Source organism: Pseudomonas sp. TMW 2.1634, assembly GCF_001703595.1.
GTDB classification, from domain to species: domain Bacteria; phylum Pseudomonadota; class Gammaproteobacteria; order Pseudomonadales; family Pseudomonadaceae; genus Aquipseudomonas; species Aquipseudomonas fragi.
This window is the reverse complement of the sequence record NZ_CP016849.1, coordinates 893520-912079: the sequence shown is the minus strand read 5'-3', so window position 1 is coordinate 912079 and position 18560 is coordinate 893520. Positions and strand designations below refer to the sequence as shown.

General features: G+C 62.4%; 19 protein-coding genes and 1 pseudogene. 9 read left to right on the top strand and 11 right to left on the bottom strand.

All coding sequences use genetic code 11. The annotated features are described in order from the left end of the window. Positions 1 to 10 precede the first annotated feature (10 nt). The 4 genes and pseudogenes from BFC21_RS04330 to BFC21_RS04315 all read right to left on the bottom strand — a co-directional run bounded on the left by BFC21_RS04330 (position 11) and on the right by BFC21_RS04315 (position 2025). Positions 11 to 343, bottom strand: a complete 333-nt coding sequence (locus BFC21_RS04330; RefSeq protein ID WP_371914960.1) for a GNAT family N-acetyltransferase — start codon at positions 341 to 343, stop codon at positions 11 to 13. Positions 344 to 452: 109 nt separating this feature from the next. Then, positions 453 to 937: pseudogene (locus BFC21_RS04325) on the bottom strand (DUF2867 domain-containing protein). Positions 938 to 982: 45 nt separating this feature from the next. Next, positions 983 to 1378, bottom strand: a complete 396-nt coding sequence (locus tag BFC21_RS04320; RefSeq protein WP_088377319.1) for a GFA family protein — start codon at positions 1376 to 1378, stop codon at positions 983 to 985. Then, on the bottom strand, positions 1378 to 2025 hold the full coding sequence (locus BFC21_RS04315; RefSeq protein ID WP_088377318.1) for a class I SAM-dependent methyltransferase: 648 nt from the start codon (positions 2023 to 2025) through the stop codon (positions 1378 to 1380). Before BFC21_RS04315 ends, BFC21_RS04320 begins: the two co-directional genes overlap by 1 nt. A 146-nt stretch (positions 2026 to 2171) precedes the next feature. On the opposite strand from BFC21_RS04315, the gene BFC21_RS04310 reads away from it, so the two are divergent. The 3 genes from BFC21_RS04310 to BFC21_RS04300 are packed head-to-tail and all read left to right on the top strand — an operon-like array spanning position 2172 to position 5950. Then, a complete protein-coding gene (locus tag BFC21_RS04310; protein ID WP_088377317.1) occupies positions 2172 to 3590 on the top strand; it encodes an FAD-binding oxidoreductase in 1419 nt (472 codons plus the stop codon). A 52-nt stretch (positions 3591 to 3642) separates the two neighbouring features. Continuing rightward, a complete protein-coding gene (locus BFC21_RS04305; protein ID WP_088377316.1) occupies positions 3643 to 4581 on the top strand; it encodes a LysR family transcriptional regulator in 939 nt (312 codons plus the stop codon). Between the two features lie 40 nt (positions 4582 to 4621). Beyond that, entirely contained in the window at positions 4622 to 5950 is a 1329-nt protein-coding gene (locus BFC21_RS04300) for an MFS transporter (RefSeq protein ID WP_088377315.1), read from the top strand. Positions 5951 to 5959: 9 nt separating this feature from the next. On the opposite strand, the gene BFC21_RS04295 is transcribed toward BFC21_RS04300, so the two are convergent. Together BFC21_RS04295 and BFC21_RS04290 are read right to left on the bottom strand one after the other, a co-directional pair. Further along, positions 5960 to 6988: an LLM class oxidoreductase gene (locus tag BFC21_RS04295; protein ID WP_120265737.1), complete on the bottom strand. Its 1029-nt coding sequence runs from the start codon at positions 6986 to 6988 to the stop codon at positions 5960 to 5962. A gap of 14 nt (positions 6989 to 7002) precedes the next feature. Continuing rightward, positions 7003 to 7626 carry a glutathione S-transferase family protein gene (locus tag BFC21_RS04290; RefSeq protein WP_088377313.1) on the bottom strand — a complete coding sequence of 208 codons (624 nt, stop codon included), beginning with the start codon at positions 7624 to 7626 and terminating at the stop codon, positions 7003 to 7005. 139 nt (positions 7627 to 7765) lie between these two features. Here BFC21_RS04290 and BFC21_RS04285 point away from each other — a divergent pair, with 139 nt between their 5' ends. After that, positions 7766 to 8653, top strand: a complete 888-nt coding sequence (locus BFC21_RS04285; RefSeq protein WP_120265736.1) for a LysR substrate-binding domain-containing protein — start codon at positions 7766 to 7768, stop codon at positions 8651 to 8653. Here BFC21_RS04285 and BFC21_RS04280 read toward each other — a convergent pair. The 3 genes from BFC21_RS04280 to BFC21_RS04270 all read right to left on the bottom strand — a co-directional run bounded on the left by BFC21_RS04280 (position 8628) and on the right by BFC21_RS04270 (position 11583). Further along, positions 8628 to 9122 carry an ATP-binding protein gene (locus tag BFC21_RS04280; RefSeq protein WP_088377311.1) on the bottom strand — a complete coding sequence of 165 codons (495 nt, stop codon included), beginning with the start codon at positions 9120 to 9122 and terminating at the stop codon, positions 8628 to 8630. The genes BFC21_RS04285 and BFC21_RS04280 overlap by 26 nt on opposite strands. Positions 9123 to 9281: 159 nt before the next feature. After that, positions 9282 to 10457, bottom strand: coding sequence for a collagen-like triple helix repeat-containing protein (locus BFC21_RS04275; protein ID WP_120265735.1), 1176 nt, complete (start codon positions 10455 to 10457; stop codon positions 9282 to 9284). 280 nt (positions 10458 to 10737) lie between these two features. Then, the gene (locus BFC21_RS04270; protein WP_088377309.1) at positions 10738 to 11583 is read right to left on the bottom strand and encodes an SDR family NAD(P)-dependent oxidoreductase; all 846 of its coding nucleotides are present in this window, start codon (positions 11581 to 11583) and stop codon (positions 10738 to 10740) included. A 185-nt stretch (positions 11584 to 11768) separates the two neighbouring features. On the opposite strand from BFC21_RS04270, the gene BFC21_RS04265 reads away from it, so the two are divergent. Beyond that, positions 11769 to 12674 (top strand): LysR substrate-binding domain-containing protein, encoded by a 906-nt coding sequence (locus BFC21_RS04265; protein WP_088377308.1) that lies wholly within the window; start codon positions 11769 to 11771, stop codon positions 12672 to 12674. Between the two features lie 6 nt (positions 12675 to 12680). Here BFC21_RS04265 and BFC21_RS04260 read toward each other — a convergent pair whose 3' ends face one another. Further along, the gene (locus BFC21_RS04260) at positions 12681 to 13289 is read right to left on the bottom strand and encodes a LysE family translocator (RefSeq protein WP_088377307.1); all 609 of its coding nucleotides are present in this window, start codon (positions 13287 to 13289) and stop codon (positions 12681 to 12683) included. Positions 13290 to 13355: 66 nt separating this feature from the next. Between BFC21_RS04260 and BFC21_RS04255 the strand changes: the two genes are divergently transcribed. Next, positions 13356 to 14279: a LysR family transcriptional regulator gene (locus BFC21_RS04255; protein WP_120265734.1), complete on the top strand. Its 924-nt coding sequence runs from the start codon at positions 13356 to 13358 to the stop codon at positions 14277 to 14279. 3 nt (positions 14280 to 14282) lie between these two features. Here BFC21_RS04255 and BFC21_RS04250 read toward each other — a convergent pair whose 3' ends face one another. After that, positions 14283 to 14978 (bottom strand): tRNA (adenine(22)-N(1))-methyltransferase TrmK, encoded by a 696-nt coding sequence (locus BFC21_RS04250; protein WP_088377305.1) that lies wholly within the window; start codon positions 14976 to 14978, stop codon positions 14283 to 14285. A 1427-nt stretch (positions 14979 to 16405) separates the two neighbouring features. Here BFC21_RS04250 and BFC21_RS04245 point away from each other — a divergent pair. The 3 genes from BFC21_RS04245 to BFC21_RS04235 are packed head-to-tail and all read left to right on the top strand — an operon-like array spanning position 16406 to position 18556. Further along, positions 16406 to 16753, top strand: coding sequence for a metalloregulator ArsR/SmtB family transcription factor (locus BFC21_RS04245; protein WP_088377304.1), 348 nt, complete (start codon positions 16406 to 16408; stop codon positions 16751 to 16753). A 24-nt stretch (positions 16754 to 16777) separates the two neighbouring features. After that, positions 16778 to 18061 (top strand): arsenic transporter, encoded by a 1284-nt coding sequence (locus BFC21_RS04240; RefSeq protein ID WP_088377303.1) that lies wholly within the window; start codon positions 16778 to 16780, stop codon positions 18059 to 18061. Between the two features lie 24 nt (positions 18062 to 18085). Further along, positions 18086 to 18556 carry an arsenate reductase ArsC gene (locus BFC21_RS04235; RefSeq protein WP_088377302.1) on the top strand — a complete coding sequence of 157 codons (471 nt, stop codon included), beginning with the start codon at positions 18086 to 18088 and terminating at the stop codon, positions 18554 to 18556. Positions 18557 to 18560 lie beyond the last annotated feature (4 nt).

The window sequence follows — 18560 nt, the reverse complement described above, 5'->3', positions numbered from 1 at the left end:
CCCTTCCCTGCTACGTCCGTGATTTTTCAAAGCGAATATCACCTTCAGGCAAATTCGCCACCGCCTGCCAGCCAAGGGTCCGGTAAAAACCGCTGGCACGGCTGTTTTCAGCAGTCTCCAGCCAAATCGTGGGGTGATGCTGAAACAGAAACTGCTCGGCCCTGGCCATAAGACTGCGACCGAGTCCGAGCCCCTCGAATTCAGCCCGGACAAAAGCGGCAAATACACAGCCATCTGCGGCATCTGCCATGGCAAACCCCACCGCAACACCCTCGACCTCGGCCACCCAGATGCAGGGAGCAGCTTCCATCGCCTGGCATAGGGCGTCGGGGGTAATGCCCATTTCAGTTAACTGTTGATGAGAAAGAGCGTTCTCCCTGACGCTGGTGCGGATGGCAAAAATCGTCGGGATATCTGCCTGATTGGCAAGCCTTGTGGTTATGTTCATGAGTTCAGGGCTCCATCCCTTGCAACTTGCGCTGCAGGCGCTTGAGATAGCTGTTGACGATAAGTTTGTGGCTGGCCCCACCGGCAGCATATAGAGGCGGCCAAAGGTGTTATGGGTGACCACAGAGGAGGTGATTGTCAGTACGCGATCAGCCAACGAAACACAGGTCATGACATCCAGATGCCGGTCACGCTCGGTCAGCACCAGTACCTCGGGGGCGCTGTGCTCTACCAGAAAGAAATCCAGATAATCGCCGGCCTGCACGACCTCGCGCCGGGTACCGGAGAAACCCCCGATGCGCTTGACGCCAAATAACGAAGAAATTGCGTCCCGGGTTCGAAACGCCAGGCGCATCAGCGGCCCCTGCTCGGCCGTCATCAGGTTCCAGGCTTGCAGAGCCGTGATCTGCACAGGCAGCAGGACTGATCTGCTGTCGTGGTAATCCAGTTCGGGCAGCGGGCGCAGGGTTTGAATGGATGCACGGGTCACTAACGGTTATCTCCCTGATAAAAGTTAAATAATGCCACTGACACACTAGCGCCCCGGCTGCCATTGCGGGTATACCGCAAGGTCTTCATGTTCAAGCCATGGGGCATCCTGCTCAGCCCAGATATGGTATTGCGGGCGATCGCCCGGGTCCTCGTCCAGGGTCGCAACACGAACAATCACCGCCGCGGCGCCATCACGTTCAGCCACAAGGTGGCAACCGCACAGCGAGCAAAAGCGCCGCAGCTTGCCGGGGGACGACTCGTAGTTGCTGAGCTTTTCCTGCCCCCTCGTCCAATGGAAGTGCTCACGCAATACACCGGCCGTGGTGACAAATGCAGCAGCATGGGTTTTGCGACACGACTGGCAATGACAATGGCTGACAGGCAGGTCGATACGGTCAATTTCATAGCCAACGGCACCGCAGGCGCAACTTCCCTTCATCACCGGCTCCTTGGTTCAGTACGGTATTTATCGTCGCCTTGCGGCTTGCTGGCAATGATATCGAAGCGGTGCCAGGCCATGTCCCCCTGCAAACGGGCACCCGGCTGTTCGAACTCGCGCAACAGATGCAGCTCAAGATTACCGCACAGCAAGCGCGCCTGCGCTTCGGTGTGAAAGGTCATATGGGCAAGTGCCGCCCAGCCGTGCCGCTCGCCAAACAGATGGCCGACAAATACACCACCCGGCTCAAGCGCCGTAGTCACAAGCCGCCAAAGGGTCTCAAAATACTCTGGCCGACAGAACGGCAAGGCAAGACCGGCATGGATCAATCTGGATGCCGGTAACTGCGTCAGCTGTTCAAAATCGCAGGCCAGGGTCGCCAGCCGGCCGCCGCTGACACCCTGTAACAAGGCAGATGTTCGCGCAATGGCGCCGGCTTCGCGGTCAATGGCCAGTACGTCCCAGCCTGCGGCCAGCAATTGCCGGGTTTCCATTCCAGCCCCACACCCCAGGTCCACGGCCTGACGTGCCCCCTCATTCGCGCTGATCAGGCTCAAGGCCCTGCTCAGCAAGGGCGATTGCCCGCGCTGTTCACTTGCCTGGTAATAGGCTTCCCAGTCACTCAACTCAAGTTCCTTCTTGATCATCACATTTGTCATAGACCATCTCAAAAACAGATGGCTCCATCTGAAATCAGCACTACGAGTGTGTACCAAAGGCTGCCTAAGATAAGCCATAACTCCCCACATATGCCGCCTGCCACAGGTGGCGCAGAACAAACGGAGATTGCCTGATGAGCCTTCCTGCTGCCTGTGAGCATCCGCCCCTGGCCGAATCCTTGCGCGAGGAGCTGAGCCAATTGCTCGGCACCCGCTTCTCCACCTCGGCCAGCGTGCGCGAACACCACGGCAGCGATATTTCCGCGCTGGACCCCATGCCCCCGGATGCCGTGGCCTACGCCAACAGCCTTGAGGATATCGTCAGTATCAGCAGCGCCTGTTATCGCCACGATACACCGATGATCGCCTATGGCAGCGGCACCTCGCTGGAAGGCTGGCTGCAGGCCTCCCACGGTGGTGTCAGCATGGATGTGTCGGGGATGAACCAGGTGCTTGCCATTCGCGTTGACGATATGGACGCCACCGTACAACCGGGGGTAACCCGCAAACAGTTGAATGCGGCGTTGCACGGCACCGGGTTGTTTTTCCCCATCGACCCTGGTGCCGATGCGTCCCTGGGCGGCATGGCGGCGACCCGTGCTTCCGGGACCAACGCCGTGCGCTACGGCACCATGCGCGAAAACGTGCTGGCCATGACGGCGGTGCTGGCCGACGGCCGGGTGATCAACACCGGCGGGCGGGCGCGCAAGTCTTCCGCCGGCTATGACTTGACCCATTTGCTGGTCGGCTCGGGCGGGACGCTGGCGACCATCGCCGAGCTGACCGTCAAGCTGCACCCGATTCCTGAGGCCATTTCGGCAGCCGTGTGCCGTTTTCCCAGTGTGGACCTGGCCGTGCGCGCGGTGATCCAGATCATCCAGCTCGGTGTGCCGGTCGCCCGCATTGAACTGCTCGATGCCTTGACCATGCGCGCCCTCAACGCCTACAGCAGCACGCAGTTGCGCGAGGCGCCCTCCCTGCTCTTTGAGCTGCATGGTTCTGAAGCTGGCGTGAAAGAACAGATCGAGACCGTGCGCATGGTCGCCGATGAACACCAGGGCATGGACTTCGAGTGGGCCGTGCATCCAGAGGATCGCAGCCGTCTGTGGCAGGCCCGGCATGACGGCTACTTCGCCGCCCTCGCCCTGCGCCCCGGTTGCCGCGCCCTGACCACCGATGCCGTGGTGCCGATTTCGCGGCTGGCCGAATGCATTGAAGCCACGGCGGCGGATCTGGCGCAAAACGGCTTTCTCGCACCGATTTTCGGCCATGTCGGCGATGGTAACTTCCATGCCGTGATCCTGGTCGACCCGCACAACCCCGACGAGATCGAACGCGCCGAAGCCGTGGCCCATCGCCTGGCCGAGCGGGCCATTGCCCTGCAGGGCAGTTGCACCGGCGAGCACGGCATCGGCTTGACCAAACAGCACTTTATGGCCGTTGAGCACGGGCAAAACGCCGTGGACGTCATGCAGTCGATCAAGGCGGCGCTCGACCCGAAACAGCTGATGAACCCCGGCAAGATTTTCCCTCGCGCACACTCCGCAGGCTGACCCGCGCTACCATCATCGGCCCATATAGCCGAGCCCTGCAGGAAGCACCGCAATGGAAATCCGCCAGATCAAATACTTTGTCGCCGTGATCGATTGCGGCAGCCTGTCCAGCGCCGCCCGCCAAGTGCATGTGGCGCAATCGGCATTGAGCAAGCAGATGTCGGCGCTGGAGGACGACCTGGGAGTGCAGCTGTTCCATCGCAGCCACAACGGCGTGGTCGCCAGCGAGGCCGGCAAGGTGTTTTACGAATACGCCCAGGGCATGCTCAAGCATCTGGGCGATGCCCGGGCTGCGGTCAGCAGCAGCCCCGACGCCCTCAGCGGTTCGATTACCGTGGCGCTGCCGCAAAGCGTCGCCACCCTCCTGGCCATGCCGCTGATGCGTGCCGTGGCCGCCCGTTACCCGCAGGTGGCCTTTCATCTCAATGAGGAACTGACCGGCAATGTCATGGACCAGTTGCTGCACGGGCGCATTGATCTGGCCCTGTTCAGCGCCATCGACCTGCCCCCGCAAGTGTTGTTCAGCGCATTGATCGAAGAGGATTTTTACCTGATCCACCGTGCCGATGCCGCCGATGCCCCCGCTGCCGGCGAGGTGTGCCTGGAGCAGGCGCTGGCCCGGCCGCTGGTGTTCCCCAGCCAGGCCCACGGCCACTGCACCCGCACGCTGGTTGAACACGCGGTTAAACAGCACGGCCTGGCCGTGGGCGAAATCGTCATGGAGGTCAACTCCGTGCATATTCTTAAAAGTGCGGTCGAGGCCGGCATCGGGCACACCATCATGCCGCTGAACCTGGCCGTACGCGAAATTGAAGACGGCCGTCTGGTTGCCCACCGCATTGCCGCTGAAGGCCTATCCCGCACCCTGGGCATTTGCAGCTGTGCGTCGATGCCTGCCAGCCACCTGAAAACCCTGATCAGCGAATTGATCCGCGAAGTCGTGCGCGCCATGTGCGCGGGCGGTGACTGGCCGGGAGGCCGTGCGCTCTGATCTGCAAACCGCCCCTAAAACAACAACAATGAGGCTCAACATGAACACCCAAGCGCCGCTCCCCGCCGACATGCCGGACCACGCCCTGCACTCGGCCTACCGCAAGACCGCGTGGCGGGTCATTCCGCTGCTGATGGTCTGTTACCTGGTGGCCTATCTGGACCGGGTCAATGTCGGCTTTGCCAAGCTGCAGATGCTCGATGACCTGAAGTTCAGCGAAGCGGTCTACGGGCTGGGGGCCGGGGTGTTTTTTGTCGGTTACCTGATGTTCGAGATCCCCAGCAATATCGCCCTGCACAAGTACGGCGCCAGGCGCTGGATCGCGCGGATCATGATGAGCTGGGGCCTGCTGTCGGCGGCCATGATGTTTGTCGAAACGCCCATGAGCTTCTACCTGCTGCGGTTTTTGATCGGCATTGCCGAGGCGGGTTTTTTCCCGGGGATCATTTTCTATCTCACCACCTGGTTTCCGAGCCATCGCCGGGGTGTGATGATTTCCCTGTTTATCGCCGCCCTGCCGATCTCCAGCATGCTGGGTTCACTGATTTCCGGCTTGATCATGCAAACCCTCGATGGCGTGGCGGGTTACGCCGGCTGGCAATGGCTGTTCGTGATCGAAGGCTTGCCGGCCGTGGCCCTGGGCGCCGCCGTGTTCTTCCTGCTGCACGACCGGATTGCCGACGCCCGCTGGCTCAGCCCCGACGAAAAACGCGGCATGCAAGCCGCGCTGGATCGCGAAGCCAGGGCTAAGGCCCATCATTCGGTGCGCGATGGCCTGCTCAACCCGAAAATCTGGTTGCTGGGCGCGGTGTATTTTTGCCTGGTGCTGGGCCAGTACGTGATCAGTTTCTGGATGCCGACCATTATCCGCAACAGCGGTGTCGCCGAACCCTGGGCTATCGGCGTGCTGAGCGCGATTCCCTACTCGGTGGCAACCGTGTGCATGGTGCTGGTGGGGCGCAGCAGCGACCGGGTTCGCGAGTATCGCTGGCACCTGGCGATCTGCGCCTTTATCGGCGCTGGCGGAGTGGTATTCGGTACCCTGTTCGGTGCCAGCCTGTGGTTGTCGATGATCGGCCTGACCATCGGCACTGCGGCGATGATCAGCAGCTTGCCGGTGTTCTGGGGCATGCCCACCGCCGTGGTCGGCGGCGCCGCAGCGGCGGCCGGGATCGCGCTGATCAACTCCCTGGGCAATGTCGCCGGCTTTTTCAGCACCATTGTGGTCGGCTGGCTGACCCAATTGACCGGCAACACCCAGGCGGCCATGTACTTTATGGCTGGCGCGCTGGTGCTCGGCGGGCTGCTGGGCCTGAGCGTGTCACGCACACGCAGCACGCCGGTTGTGGAGATGAAAACGGTAAGTTGATCGTTGTCTTCACCATGCCAGCCCGGCCCCCTCCGGCACCTGATGTGACGGAAAATGCGGCAGTACGTCTTCAGCCAGTTCCTGGATGACGTCTGCCGCAGGCCGGGCCGAAAACTGGATACCCAAGGCCGCATGGTTGACACCTGCCGCTTGCCATTCACCCAGCAGATCAAGCAGGCCATTGCGTCCGGTGCGCAACACATAACCGCCCTGTAAAGGCGTACGGGGGTAATCAGGATCATCAACCAGGTCAAGCCATTCATTGGTCATATGCGGCCTGAACCCGCCATCCGGGATCAACTGGCGCCAGGCCCGGATCTTCTCGCCCAGGCGCTGCGGCCCCTGGCGGTCATGGGTCGATTCGGGAAAGGTCAGCCAGCCATCGGCGTGCTCGCCGATCCAGGCCAGTGACTGACGGGATGAACCGGTGATCATCAGGGGGATGGCGCCCGCCACGGGCCGGGGCAGAAATTCGGCTCCGGCCAGGTGCCCCAGCGCAGAATCGATAACGGGCGCACGGGCCTGCATCAGCTGGCGGAAATACGTCACGCTCTGGGCAAACCGCTCACCCCGCCGGGCGTGTTCAAGACCATAGGCGGGGAACTCAATGGCCCGGTCTCCCGAGGCAATACCCATGACCAGCCGTCCATTCGACAACTGATCGATGGTGGCACTGGCCTTGGCCAGGTCAATGGGATGGCGCAACGAGAAGATCGCACTGCCGGTTGCCAGCGCAAGTGAACGGGTGTGAGCCGCCAGAAAGGCCAGATAGGTAAAGGGATCGAATACTTGCCCCGCATCACCAAAGGCAGGATCGAACAGCGGTACGTCGCGCACCCAGACTGCGGCAAAACCATATCGGTCGATGTCGCGAACCAACTCGGCCTGCCCGGCCAGCACCGCCATGTCACCTTTGTAAAAGCGCAATGGCAAAAAAATCCCGAGGGTCAGCTGATTGGCCGCGAACATGCGCCGATAACCGCGGTGGCTGGCGAATGCGGGCGAGGACTGGCCTGTGGCCTGATCGGTAGTGTTCATGTTGGCCCCCAGATTCAAGCGCCTGTGGCGCGCGTTGGCAGAACGATACCGCGCTGCACGGCGGGTCTGGCGCCGATACGTTGGTACCAGGTACTCAGGTGCTTATAGGCGCTGAAATCGAAGTCGATGACCTGGGCGATATGGGTCCAGCCAAACTGGGCGATATCGGCAATCGAATACTCGTCACCGGCCAGATAGGGATGCTCGGCCAAGCGGTTGTCCAGAGTGGCAAAGGCTTCATCCATCAAGGATCGGTAGCGTGCAATGGCCTGGGGATTTTTGTCTGCGGCAAACAGCTCGAAGTGAACGCGCTGGCCCATCACAGGCCCCACGCTGGCAGCATGAAACATCAGCCACTGGATGGCTTGCCAGCGCCTGGCGGGTTCGACGGGCAAGAGCCGGCCAGTGATATCAGCCAGATACAGCAGGATGGCTGCCGATTCGAACAGCGTAATGCCGTTGCTGGCGTCGACCAGCACCGGGATGCGCCCGTGGGGGTTGAGGCGTAAAAACGCCGGGCTGCGATTTTCGCCCTGGTCAATTTTTACGTGCCGCAGGTGGTAGGTTAAACCGAGTTCCTCCAGGGCAATGGTGATCTTGAAACCATTGGGCGAGCTGTCGGTATACAACGTGATCATGGGGTTCATGCAGGGCGTCCGGTTAGATATAGTTTTACTGAACTTGCACAGCCTCTCTAAACTCAGGACATCATCGCTTTCACTGTACGTCAGCGGAAACGATCCTTTCTGCACACCGGATTCAGGAAAACTAAAGCCTATGGCGACTTCACTGCCCCTTCTCGCTTTGCGAGCGTTTGTCGAAGTTGGCCAGCAAGGCAGCATCAAGGCAGCGGCGCAAACGTTGAATGTCACCTCAGGTGCAGTCAGCCAGCAGATCCGCCTGCTGGAAGACCGGGTTGGCATACCGCTGTTTACCCGCGAGCGCAGCGGCTTGCGGCTCACGCAGGCCGCTGCCGCTGTACACCCGGCCCTGTTTGAGGCCTTCGGGCAAATCGAACAGGCCATGCAGGCACTGCAACAAAGCACTGCGCGCCAGACCCTGACGATCAGCACCGTGGCCACCTTTGCCGCGTCATGGCTGGTGCCGCGCCTGGGGCGATTCAACCGCTTGCATCCGGATATCGAGGTGCGTGTCGAGGCCACTTCCGCGCTGGTGGACATGCACCGCGGGCGTGTCGATATTGCCCTGCGCCACGGGCTTGGGGTGTATCCCGGCCTGCAGGTGACCCGCCTGATGGCGCCCGTGCTGGTCCCCGTTGCCAGCCCGGCTTTGCTGGCCGACTACCCGCCGCTCACGCAGCCGCAGGACTGCCTCGACCTCCCCCTGCTGCACGACGCTGACCGTGCCGACTGGCTGTTGTGGCTCAGCGCCCATGACGTGGGCAAAGACACGCGCGCACAACGCGGCACGGCTTTCGAGGACGATTTTTTATTGATCCGCGCAGCCGAAGCCGGCCAGGGGCTGGCCTTGGTGCCCCAGGAGTACGCAACCGAAGAAATCGCTGCAGGCCGACTGGTGCAAGTCATGGACAAGCCGTGGCCGGCACGCTTTGCCTACTACGCCGTCACACGGGTGGAGGCAATGCAACGGGATGAGGTCAGGGCATTTATGCACTGGATCATGCAAGAAGCCGGGGGTAAGTGACAATCACCAAGCCCTCGTCTGTGCCCGGGGCACGGAAGTAGCTGGTGATCAGGTCAAACTCGGCATCCGAGGCCGCAAAGTCATGCTCGGCAAGCCGGTTGCGCACATGCAGCCGCGCACGACACACCTCATCGTCCACCTCGAGATAGTGCAGGCAGTGCGGCATTCGTGCCGTTTCTGCCAGGCCCAGCAGCCACTCGCGGCTGGCGATGGTATTGGCCGGAAAATCCAGCACCACACTCACTCCGCACTCCAGCATGTCGACCACCAGAGGCCCCAGCACACTGCGGATCCTCAGGCTGTAGCCTGTGTAATCAGTGACCGAGTTGATCGCACCGGGATACAGGGAGGCGAGCCATTTATCCTCGCTCAGCAAAATCGCGCTGTGTTGCACAGCAAGGGTTTTGGCCAGGGTTGATTTGCCTGATGCAATCTTGCCGCACATCAGATGCAGTGTCGCTGTGACCATGGGAAAGCTTCCTTGAGTGCGGACATGGATAATGCCCAGCGCTGGCAGAGGACGCAATTGCCAATAAAACAGGCCATAGGTGAACGAAAAACAGTCCGGTCTGCACCTGAACAGCAGGGGCACAGGCCGAACCGTACAACACCGTCCGCGCGCGCCCCGTCAGTTTTTGTTGAGCAAGCCGCCAAGCAGGCCACCAAGACCACCGGAAGCGCTTGCCCCACCCGAGGCACCGGTACCGGTCTGGGTACCGGTAGTACCGCCCAGGCTGCCAAGCAAGCCAGTGCTGCCACCCAGCAAACCACCTGAGCCGCCGGTGTTTGTCTGCGTACCGGTTGCGCCGGTGGCAGCGCCCAGCCCGCCCAGCAAACCGCCCAGCCCGCCGGTAGTGGTGCCGGTGCCGGTGGTTGTCGCCGGGTTCAGGTAACCGCCGGATTTATCCAGTGCCCCACCCACACCACCCAGTACGCCGCCCACCACATTGGTGAGCGGGTTCTTGCCGGTATCGACCACCTTGTCACCCAGCCCGCCGACCACGCCGCCAACCTTCGTCAACAACCCGTCCACTGGCTGCCCCAGGCCGGTGGTGGTGCCCACCTTGCCTGTAACGTTTTCCACCAGTGAGATCACGGGTACTACAACCTTGTCATTCAAACCGCCGGTAGCCTTGCCCAATTGCCCGCTGGTCACGTTGGTAGTCAGGGTGTTGCCGAGCATGGTCACGGTGGTGCCAACCTGGTTAACCAGCCCGCCTGCGGTGTCGGTGACCTTGCCCACGACACCGCCCACCAGCGGTACCTGGCTGATCGGTGTGTTGCCGACCAGACCGCTGACACCGGTACCGAGTGATGAAACCCCTTTGCCAATATCACTGACCCCGTTGGTGACACCGGCAACGGTGATTCCCAGCGAGTTTTTGTCCGTACCCAGCGAACCCAGGCCGTTGGTGACGCCATCGGTAATGGACGTCACGGCATTGCCGGTATTGACCACCAGACCGCCCGCCGCGCCGACCACCGGAACGCTGGTCAGGGTGGTGCCCACGCCGCTGACCAGGGTACCGACACCGCCCAGGCCGGTGCCGACTTCAGCGGCGACCTGCCCCGTGACCAAAGGCGGGGTAACTGACGGGTTGGTCGGTGTGGTCGGTGTGGTCGGATCGGTCGGGTCAGTCGGTGTAGTGGGATCCGTGGGTGTGGTCGGGTTGGTCGGCGTCGTTGGCGTGCTTGCGCTGTCACTGCTGTGATGCCCGCCACCGCCGCTGTGGCAGCCCGCCAGGCTGGCGCTCATGACCAACAACAGGGCCGTGCTTGTTTTCAACCAGAGTGAGGTGTTCATAATCAGCTCCCTTGAATCTGTCATGCCTGAGTTCGAAAGCTCCCTGCACTCGCATCAGAGGGAGTTTCCATCCTTCAAACATGACAACGCCACGCGCGAGAACCCACAACTCACTCCTTGGTATTAACACTCTCTATAGGGCGGCCGTGACTGCACTTAAGGACTAATACTGCAGTGATAAAAACCACCGCTGATCCACCCGCCCAGGGCTTTTTTACGCCATTGCGCCAGCCCCTCCCTACTTAAGTGTTAAGCACAATTAACCCGACCGACCCCGGCCTCAACACTCCTTGATCCGCGCCCACAGCCGGGCGACCTGCTCGGCGCTGCCGGCCTTGATCCGGGCCAGATCCAGGGGGTAGTCCACCCCCAGGTTCTCGACAAAGCGGGTTGCCGTGAACTGGCCATTGCTGGCCCGCAAAATATAGCCGCTGTCCTGGCACTGATCCGAGGCCAGAAAGATCACCCCCGGGGTCACCCACTGGGGCTTGAGATTGTCCGGTTCGCCGTTGACACCCCACATCCGGGTCTTGGCCACCGGCGAAATCGCGTTCACCAGAATGCCATCGACCGCGCCTTCCATGCTCAGGGCATTCATGATGCCCAGCTGTGCCATCTTGCCGGCGGCGTAGGCCGTCAGGCCCGGCTGGGCATAGGGCTGGTACATGGCCCGGTCCGAAGACGTCAGCACCACCCGCGCCGCCGATGATTGGCGCAGGTACGGCCAGGCATGCTTGCACAGCCAGATCGGGCTATACACATTGACCCCCAGCGCCCGCTCGATAAACTCGGGTTGTGCCTCTTCAATGGCCTGGTAACCGACCCAGCCGGCGTTGTGGATCACAATATCCAGTTGCCCGAACGCTTCGACGGCTGTTTCGACCAACTGCCGGCACCCCGCCTCGCTGACCAGCTCACCGTGATGGCCGATCACGCTGTAGCCTTGGGCGGCAAGCGCCTGCGCGGCATCAAGGGCAACGCTGGCATCCGCCCCCGCACCCTGGCTGTCTGCACCAATATCACTGATCAGCACATGGGCGCCCAGCCGTGCCAGCTCGCTGGCATAACTTAAGCCCAGGCCCCGCCCAGCGCCCGTGACAATTGCGGTTTTGCCGGTAAAGTCCATAGGGCTGTCCTCTTGATTGAGACGTCACCGTAGCAATCAACAGGCGTGTTGTTTAATACCGATCGACAGACCGATTGATACCCGGCGCATATCAGCGCCTCCCTGATAGGAGCGCGGCGCCTGCATCGCGAGCAAGCCCGCTCCCACCGCGCAGATACCACGGTTCAAAGGAAGGAACACTGCACATGATCGAAACCCGACTGCTCCGCCAGTTTATCGCGGTGGCCGAGGAGCTGCATTTTCACCGGGCTGCCGAGCGCCTGCATATGGCCCAGCCCCCCCTGAGCCAGGCGATCAGCCGTCTGGAAGACAAGCTGGGCTTGCGCCTGTTCACCCGCAGCAGGCGCGAGGTGGTGCTGACACCCGCAGGCCAGGCCTTTGTGCAGACGGCCTATCGCACACTCAAGGAGCTGGAACAGGGGGTCGCATACGCACGCCAGGTGGCGCAAGGGGTTGCCGGTGTACTCACGGTCACGGCGGTGTCTATTGCGTACTACGAACCGTTGCTCAACACGCTCAGGCAGTTTCGCCAGGCCTTCCCCTTGGTCCAGTTGGTGATCAAGGAGATGCCCTCCTCCTGCCAGGCCAAGGCGCTGCTGGCCGCCGAGGCCGATATCGCCTTTATGCGCAAACTGCCCTTCAGCGCAGCCGCCCTCGAATCGCGCCTGTTGCTCGACGAAGCCATTGTCATGGCCCTGCCCCTGGATCATCCCAAGGCCCAGTCAGGGCCTGTCGAGCTGCGCGATTTCGCCGACGAAGACTTTGTCTTCACCCCACAAGCCCTGGGCAGCGGCTATCACGGCCAACTGGTCGGCCTGTGCGAAGCCGCCGGGTTCTTTCCCCGGGTGGTCCAGGAGGCTGCACAGCTGCATACCCTGATCGGGCTGGTCAGTTGTGGTTTTGGCGTGGCCCTGGTGCCACAGTCGATTGCCGCCTCGACACTGCGCGACAAGGTTGCGTTCCGCCCAATCCGGCCACTGACAGGGCCTGCCAACCCGACCCTCGGCCTGTACATGAACTGGCATGCCGACAACCCGTCACCGCTGATCCAGCGCTTTATTGCCATGTTCGACAGCAACGTGGAGCCCTGACCAGGCTCAGCGCCCCACTGCCAGCAACACCCCAAACCCCACCAGCAACCCACCGAATACACGGTCTACCCAGTGCCGCACGGCCAGCAGCTGCTGGCGTACCGTCCCCGTTGAAAAACACAGTGCAACCAGCGTGAACCAGGCCATATGTGCTACTGAAATAAAGCAGCCATAACCGATCTGCACGGCCAGCGGCGTTTCGGGCCGAACCACCTGGATAAACAGGCTGACAATAAACAGGGTGGTCTTGGGGTTCAGGACATTGGCGAAAAAACCTGTGCGCAGCGCCGCCAGATCCGACAGCGGAACCTGCTTGCCAGCGGCTGCCACCCCTCCTGCCCTGGCCCGCAGCATCTTCACTCCGAGGTAGATCAGGTAACAGGCACCCGCCAGCCTGAGGGTATTGAACAGCCACGGCGACTGCTCAATCAGCAGGCCTACACCCACCAGGGTATAGGCCACATGCACCAGCACGCCAAGGCCGATACCCAGGGCCGTGAACACCCCGGCGCGGCGCGACTGCAGCAAGCTGTTGCGCGTGACCATTGCAAAGTCCGGCCCCGGGCTGATAATGGCCAGCAGGGTTATTGTGATTACAGCTATCAGTTCTGTCATGGCGTATCCTGTCGATAATTCAAAAATATGCGCCATGTTATGGCCGACAGGCCCTGAGCAATAACGATGCTTTCTGATAACAGTTGTGAGCCAGACTCACCATTAAACCAGGCACGCCTGCCTTCGCTGCTGGCCCTGCGCTGCTTCGAAGCAGCCGCTCGCCTGGAAAACTTCAGCCGCGCCGGCGTCGAGTTGCACCTCACCCCCGGGGCCGTCAGCCGTGCCGTGCGCCTGCTCGAAAATGAGCTGGGGGTGGCGCTGTTCGAACGCCGCAGCCGCCGCGTGTTTCTAACCGATGCCGGGCGCGTGTTGGCCAGGGCCACAGGTGACGGGTTCGGCCTGATATCCCGGGCGATCAACGAACTGCGCGCCAACGCCGCCCGAAAGCGCAGCTGGGTGCTGTCGTGTGAGCCGACATTGCTGATGCGCTGGCTGATCCCGCGCTGGCCGGACTTTCAGGCTAAGCACCCGCAGATCGACGTGCAGTTGGTCGCGGGCGGCGGGCCATTCACATTCAATGGCACCATCGACCTGGCCATCCGCCGGGACGATTTCCCCTGGCCTGACAGTTACCACGCCGAGCCCTTGTTTGCGGAAAAGATCGGCCTGGTGTGTCGCCCGGACAACGTGGCGCAGTGGTTCGCCGGGCAGCCTGCCGACGCCGTGCTGCGCCCCGAGGCACCGCCCCTGCACTCGCGCACACGACCCCAGGCTTGGCAGGAATGGGCCGGCGCGACGGGCATGGGGTTGCCCGAGGCGGCGGGGCAGTATTTCGAGCACTTTTATTTCAGCCTGCAGGCGGCCGTCGCAGGGCTGGGCGTGGCCATCGGCCCCTGGCATCTGGTGCGTGACGATCTGCACAGCGGCGTGCTGAGCGCACCCTTGGGTTTTGTCGAGGACGGTTCAGGTTACTGCCTGCTGTCACCCGCACCGTTGCCCGCCACCAGCCCTCAGGCACACTTGCTGGCATGGCTGCGCAGCATGAGTTGAAGGTCAGGCCAGCAGTTCGCTGATCCACCTGGCCTGCCGGGCAATTTCCTCCATTCGGGCCTCGGGCACGGCCTGGCGCGCTTGGGCCAGATTGCTCAACACTTTGCGCTTCTCAACCAGCATGCGTTGCCACTTGCCCAGAAACAGCGGGCTGCGCGCCTGCATCTGCAAGGGGCCAAAGTACAGTTGCTCGGCGCTGTAACTCACCGGTCCGATGCGTTCGGCGACGATGATTTCGTAGTAGAAGCGGTTTTCCTGCAGCAACTCTTCGCAGAGGATGTGGTAGTGGTTTTCCATCAACCATTGGCGCAAGGGCTGCTCGCCGCCATTGGGTTGCAGGACCAGGCGCTCCCGTCCGCTGAGGTGGGCACTGCCGCTTGCAAGAATATCGCGGATGGTCTCGCCGCCCATGCCGCAGATGCTGACCACGCTAATCTCGTCCTGCGCAGCAATCGCCGCCAGACCATTGGCATGGCGCACGCTGATGTGTTGCTCAAGGCCGTTTTCGCGCACGGTACGCCGGGCCGCGTGAAAGGGCGTCAGGGCCACCTCGCCTGCCACGGCAGCGGCAATGGCCCCGCGGCGCAACAACGCCACCGGCAAATAAGCATGATCCGAGCCGATATCGGCCAGGCGCGCACCGGCTGGCATATGGGCGGCCACGCGCTCCAGGCGCATGGACAATGTGTGTTCGTTCAACTGCTGTTCCTTTTCGCCACGGATGCCCGCCAGTGTGGGGGGCGGCACATGATGCGCGGTGAGCAGGCCCGGGTAAAGCACCGGCACACGCCGCCTCTGTGGGAGTAGGAGCGGGCTTGCTCGCGATTCGGGCGATACGGTCAATCAGGCACACCGCGGCGCGGCCATCGCGGGCAAGCCCGGCTCCCACAGGCACTAGGCCGACCTTGTGGGAGCGGGCTTGCTCGCGATTCAGGCGATACGGTCAGTCAGGCACACCGCGGCGCGGCCATCGCGGGCAAGCCCGGCTCCCACAGGCATTGCGCCGATTTTGTGGGAGCGGGCTTGCTCGCGATTCGGGCGATACGGTCAGTCAGGCACACCGCGGCGCAGCCATCGTGGGCAAGCCCGGCTCCCACAGGCATTGCGCCGATTTTGTGGGAGCGGGCTTGCTCGCGATTCGGGCGATGCGGTCAGTCAGGCACACCGCAGCGCGGCCATCGCGGGCAAGCCCGGCTCCCACAGGCATTGCGCCGACCTTGTGGGAGCGGGCTTGCTCGCGATTCGGGCGATATGGTCAGTCAGGCACACCGCGGCGCGGCCATCGCGGGCAAGCCCGACTCCCACAGGCATTGCGCCGACCTTGTGGGAGCGGGCTTGCTCGCGATTCAGGCGATACGGTCAGTCAGGCACACCGCGGCGCAGCCATCGCGGGCAAGCCCGGCTCCCACAGGCATTGCGCCGACCTTGTGGGAGCGGGCTTGCTCGCGATTCGGGCGATGCGGTCAGTCAGGCACACCGCGGCGCGGCCATCGCGGGCAAGCCCGGCTCCCACAGGCACTAGGCCGACCTTGTGGGAGCGGGCTTGCTCGCGATTCGGGCGATGCGGTCAGTCAGGCACACCGCGGCGCAGCCATCGCGGGCAAGCCCGGCTCCCACAGGCATTGCGCCGACCTTGTGGGAGCGGGCTTGCTCGCGATTCGGGCGATACGGTCAGTCAGGCACACCGCGGCGCGGCCATCGCGGGCAAGCCCGACTCCCACAGGCATTTCGCCGATCTTGTGGTAGCGGGCTTGCTCGCGATTCGGGCGATGCGGTCAGTCAGGCACACCGCGGCGCGGCCATCGCGGGCAAGCCCGGCTCCCACAGGCATTGCGCCGATCTTGTGGGAGCGGGCTTGCTCGCGATTCGGGCGATACGGCCAGTCAGGCACACCGCGGCGCGGCCATCGTGGGCAAGCCCGACTCCCACAGGCATTGCGCCGACCTTGTGGGAGCGGGCTTGCTCGCGATTCAGGCGATACGGTCAGTCAGGCACACCGCGGCGCGGCCATCGTGGGCAAGTCCGGCTCCCACCTCTACCGAGCACGTCTTGCGGGAGATCGGGGTTGCCACAACATATGGATATCCGTATATTCGTATTTCCATATGTACGCATAGAGAGTCATCATGCTCAGTCCCGCCGCCCTGTTCAAATGCCTGTCTGATGAAACCCGCGCCAGGGCCACCCTGCTGATCGCCCGCGAGGGCGAGCTCTGTGTATGTGAGCTGGTCTGTGCCCTTGACGACAGCCAGCCAAAAGTTTCGCGCCATCTGGCCCAGCTTCGTGGTTGCGGGCTGTTGCTCGACCGCCGCCAGGGGCAGTGGGTGTATTACCGGCTTAACCCGCACCTGCCGGACTGGGTACGCACTGTCATCGACACAACCCTGAGCGCCAATACCGACTGGCTGGCCCATGACAGCGCACGACTGGCCGCCATGGGCGACCGCCCGCTTAGTACGCCAGCCTGCTGCTGACCCTATAACCAGCCGAGATTTATCATGCTCAGCGCTTTCGCTATTTTTTTAGTCACTCTGGTTCTGGTCATCTGGCAACCCAAAGGCCTGGGCGTAGGCTGGAGCGCATCCTTGGGTGCGGGCCTGGCATTGCTGGCAGGTGTGGTCTCGCTCAGCGATGTTGCCCTGGTGTGGGCCATTGTCTGGAATGCCACGGCCACCTTCATCGCCGTGATCATCATCAGCCTGCTGCTCGACGAGGCCGGTTTCTTCCAGTGGGCAGCCTTGCATGTGGCACGCTGGGCCAAGGGTGACGGCCGGCGCCTGTTTGTATTTAGCGTGCTGTTGGGGGCCGGGGTATCAGCACTGTTCGCCAATGACGGCGCTGCGCTGATCCTAACCCCGATTGTTATCTCGATACTGCTCGCCCTGCGATTCAGCGCCGCATCGACCCTGGCATTCGTCATGGCAGCGGGGTTTATTGCCGATACGGCCAGCCTGCCGCTGGTGGTTTCCAACCTCGTCAATATCGTATCGGCAGACTACTTCCATCTGGGCTTTAGCGAATATGCCGCCGTCATGGTGCCAGTCAATCTGGTTGCCATCGCCAGCACCCTGCTGGTGCTGTACGTTTTTTTCCGCCGGGACATTCCGCGTCACTACTCGCTGGAGCAACTGGCCGAGCCACGCAGTGCCATACGCGACCCGCTGACCTTCAAGGTGGGCTGGGCGGTGTTGGCCTTGCTGCTCGCGGGTCTGTTTGCGCTGGAGCCACTGGGTATCCCCGTGAGTGCGATTGCCGCCGTGTGCGCCGCCCTGCTGTTCGCTGTGGCTGCCCGCGGCCATGTCATTTCAACACGGCGGGTGTTGCGCGAAGCACCCTGGCAGGTGGTGACGTTCTCGCTGGGCATGTACCTGGTGGTGTACGGGTTGAAAAATGCCGGGCTGACCCATCACTTAACACTGGCCCTCAACCAGCTGGGCGAATCCGGCCTCTGGGCCACCACCCTGGGCACCGGCGTGCTCGCCGCACTGTTGTCTTCGGTGATGAACAACATGCCCGGGGTCTTGCTCGGCGCCCTGTCGATCCAGGCCAGTGAGGCCAGCGGGGTGATCCGCGAAGCCATGATCTACGCCAATGTCATCGGCTCCGACCTGGGCCCGAAAATCACCCCCATCGGCAGCCTCGCCACGTTGCTGTGGTTGCATGTGCTGGCACGCAAGGGAATTCGTATCACCTGGGGTTACTACTTCAAGGTGGGGCTGATCCTGACCCTGCCGATTCTGCTGGTCACCCTGTCTGCCCTGGCTTTGCGCCTGAGCCTTTAACTACCACCGCAAAGAGCAAATACCATGCGCGTTCTGTTTATGTGTACCGCCAATAGCTGTCGCAGCATCCTGTCCGAAGCCATGTTCAACCACCTGGCGCCGCAAGGGTTCCAGGCCATCAGTGCTGGCAGCTTTCCCAAGGGCCAGGTGTTGCCCCGCAGCCTGATAACCCTGCAAGAAGCCGGCATCGGCATTGACGGCCTGAGCAGCAAGGGCAATGACGCCTTCGCAGCCAACCCGCCGGATATTGTCATTACCGTCTGCGACAAGGCCGCCGCCGAGGCGTGCCCGGTGTATTTCGGCCCGGCCATCAAAGCCCATTGGGGGCTGGCAGACCCCTCGGAGGTCAAGGGTGACGAGGCCACGGTAGCCGCCGCGTTCCACGCCACCCTGGCACATATCGAAACGCGCTGCCGGGCCTTTCTTGCCCTGCCCTTTGCCCGGCTTGAGCCCGCGGCACTCAAACGCGAACTCGACCGCATCAGTACCCTGTAACCGG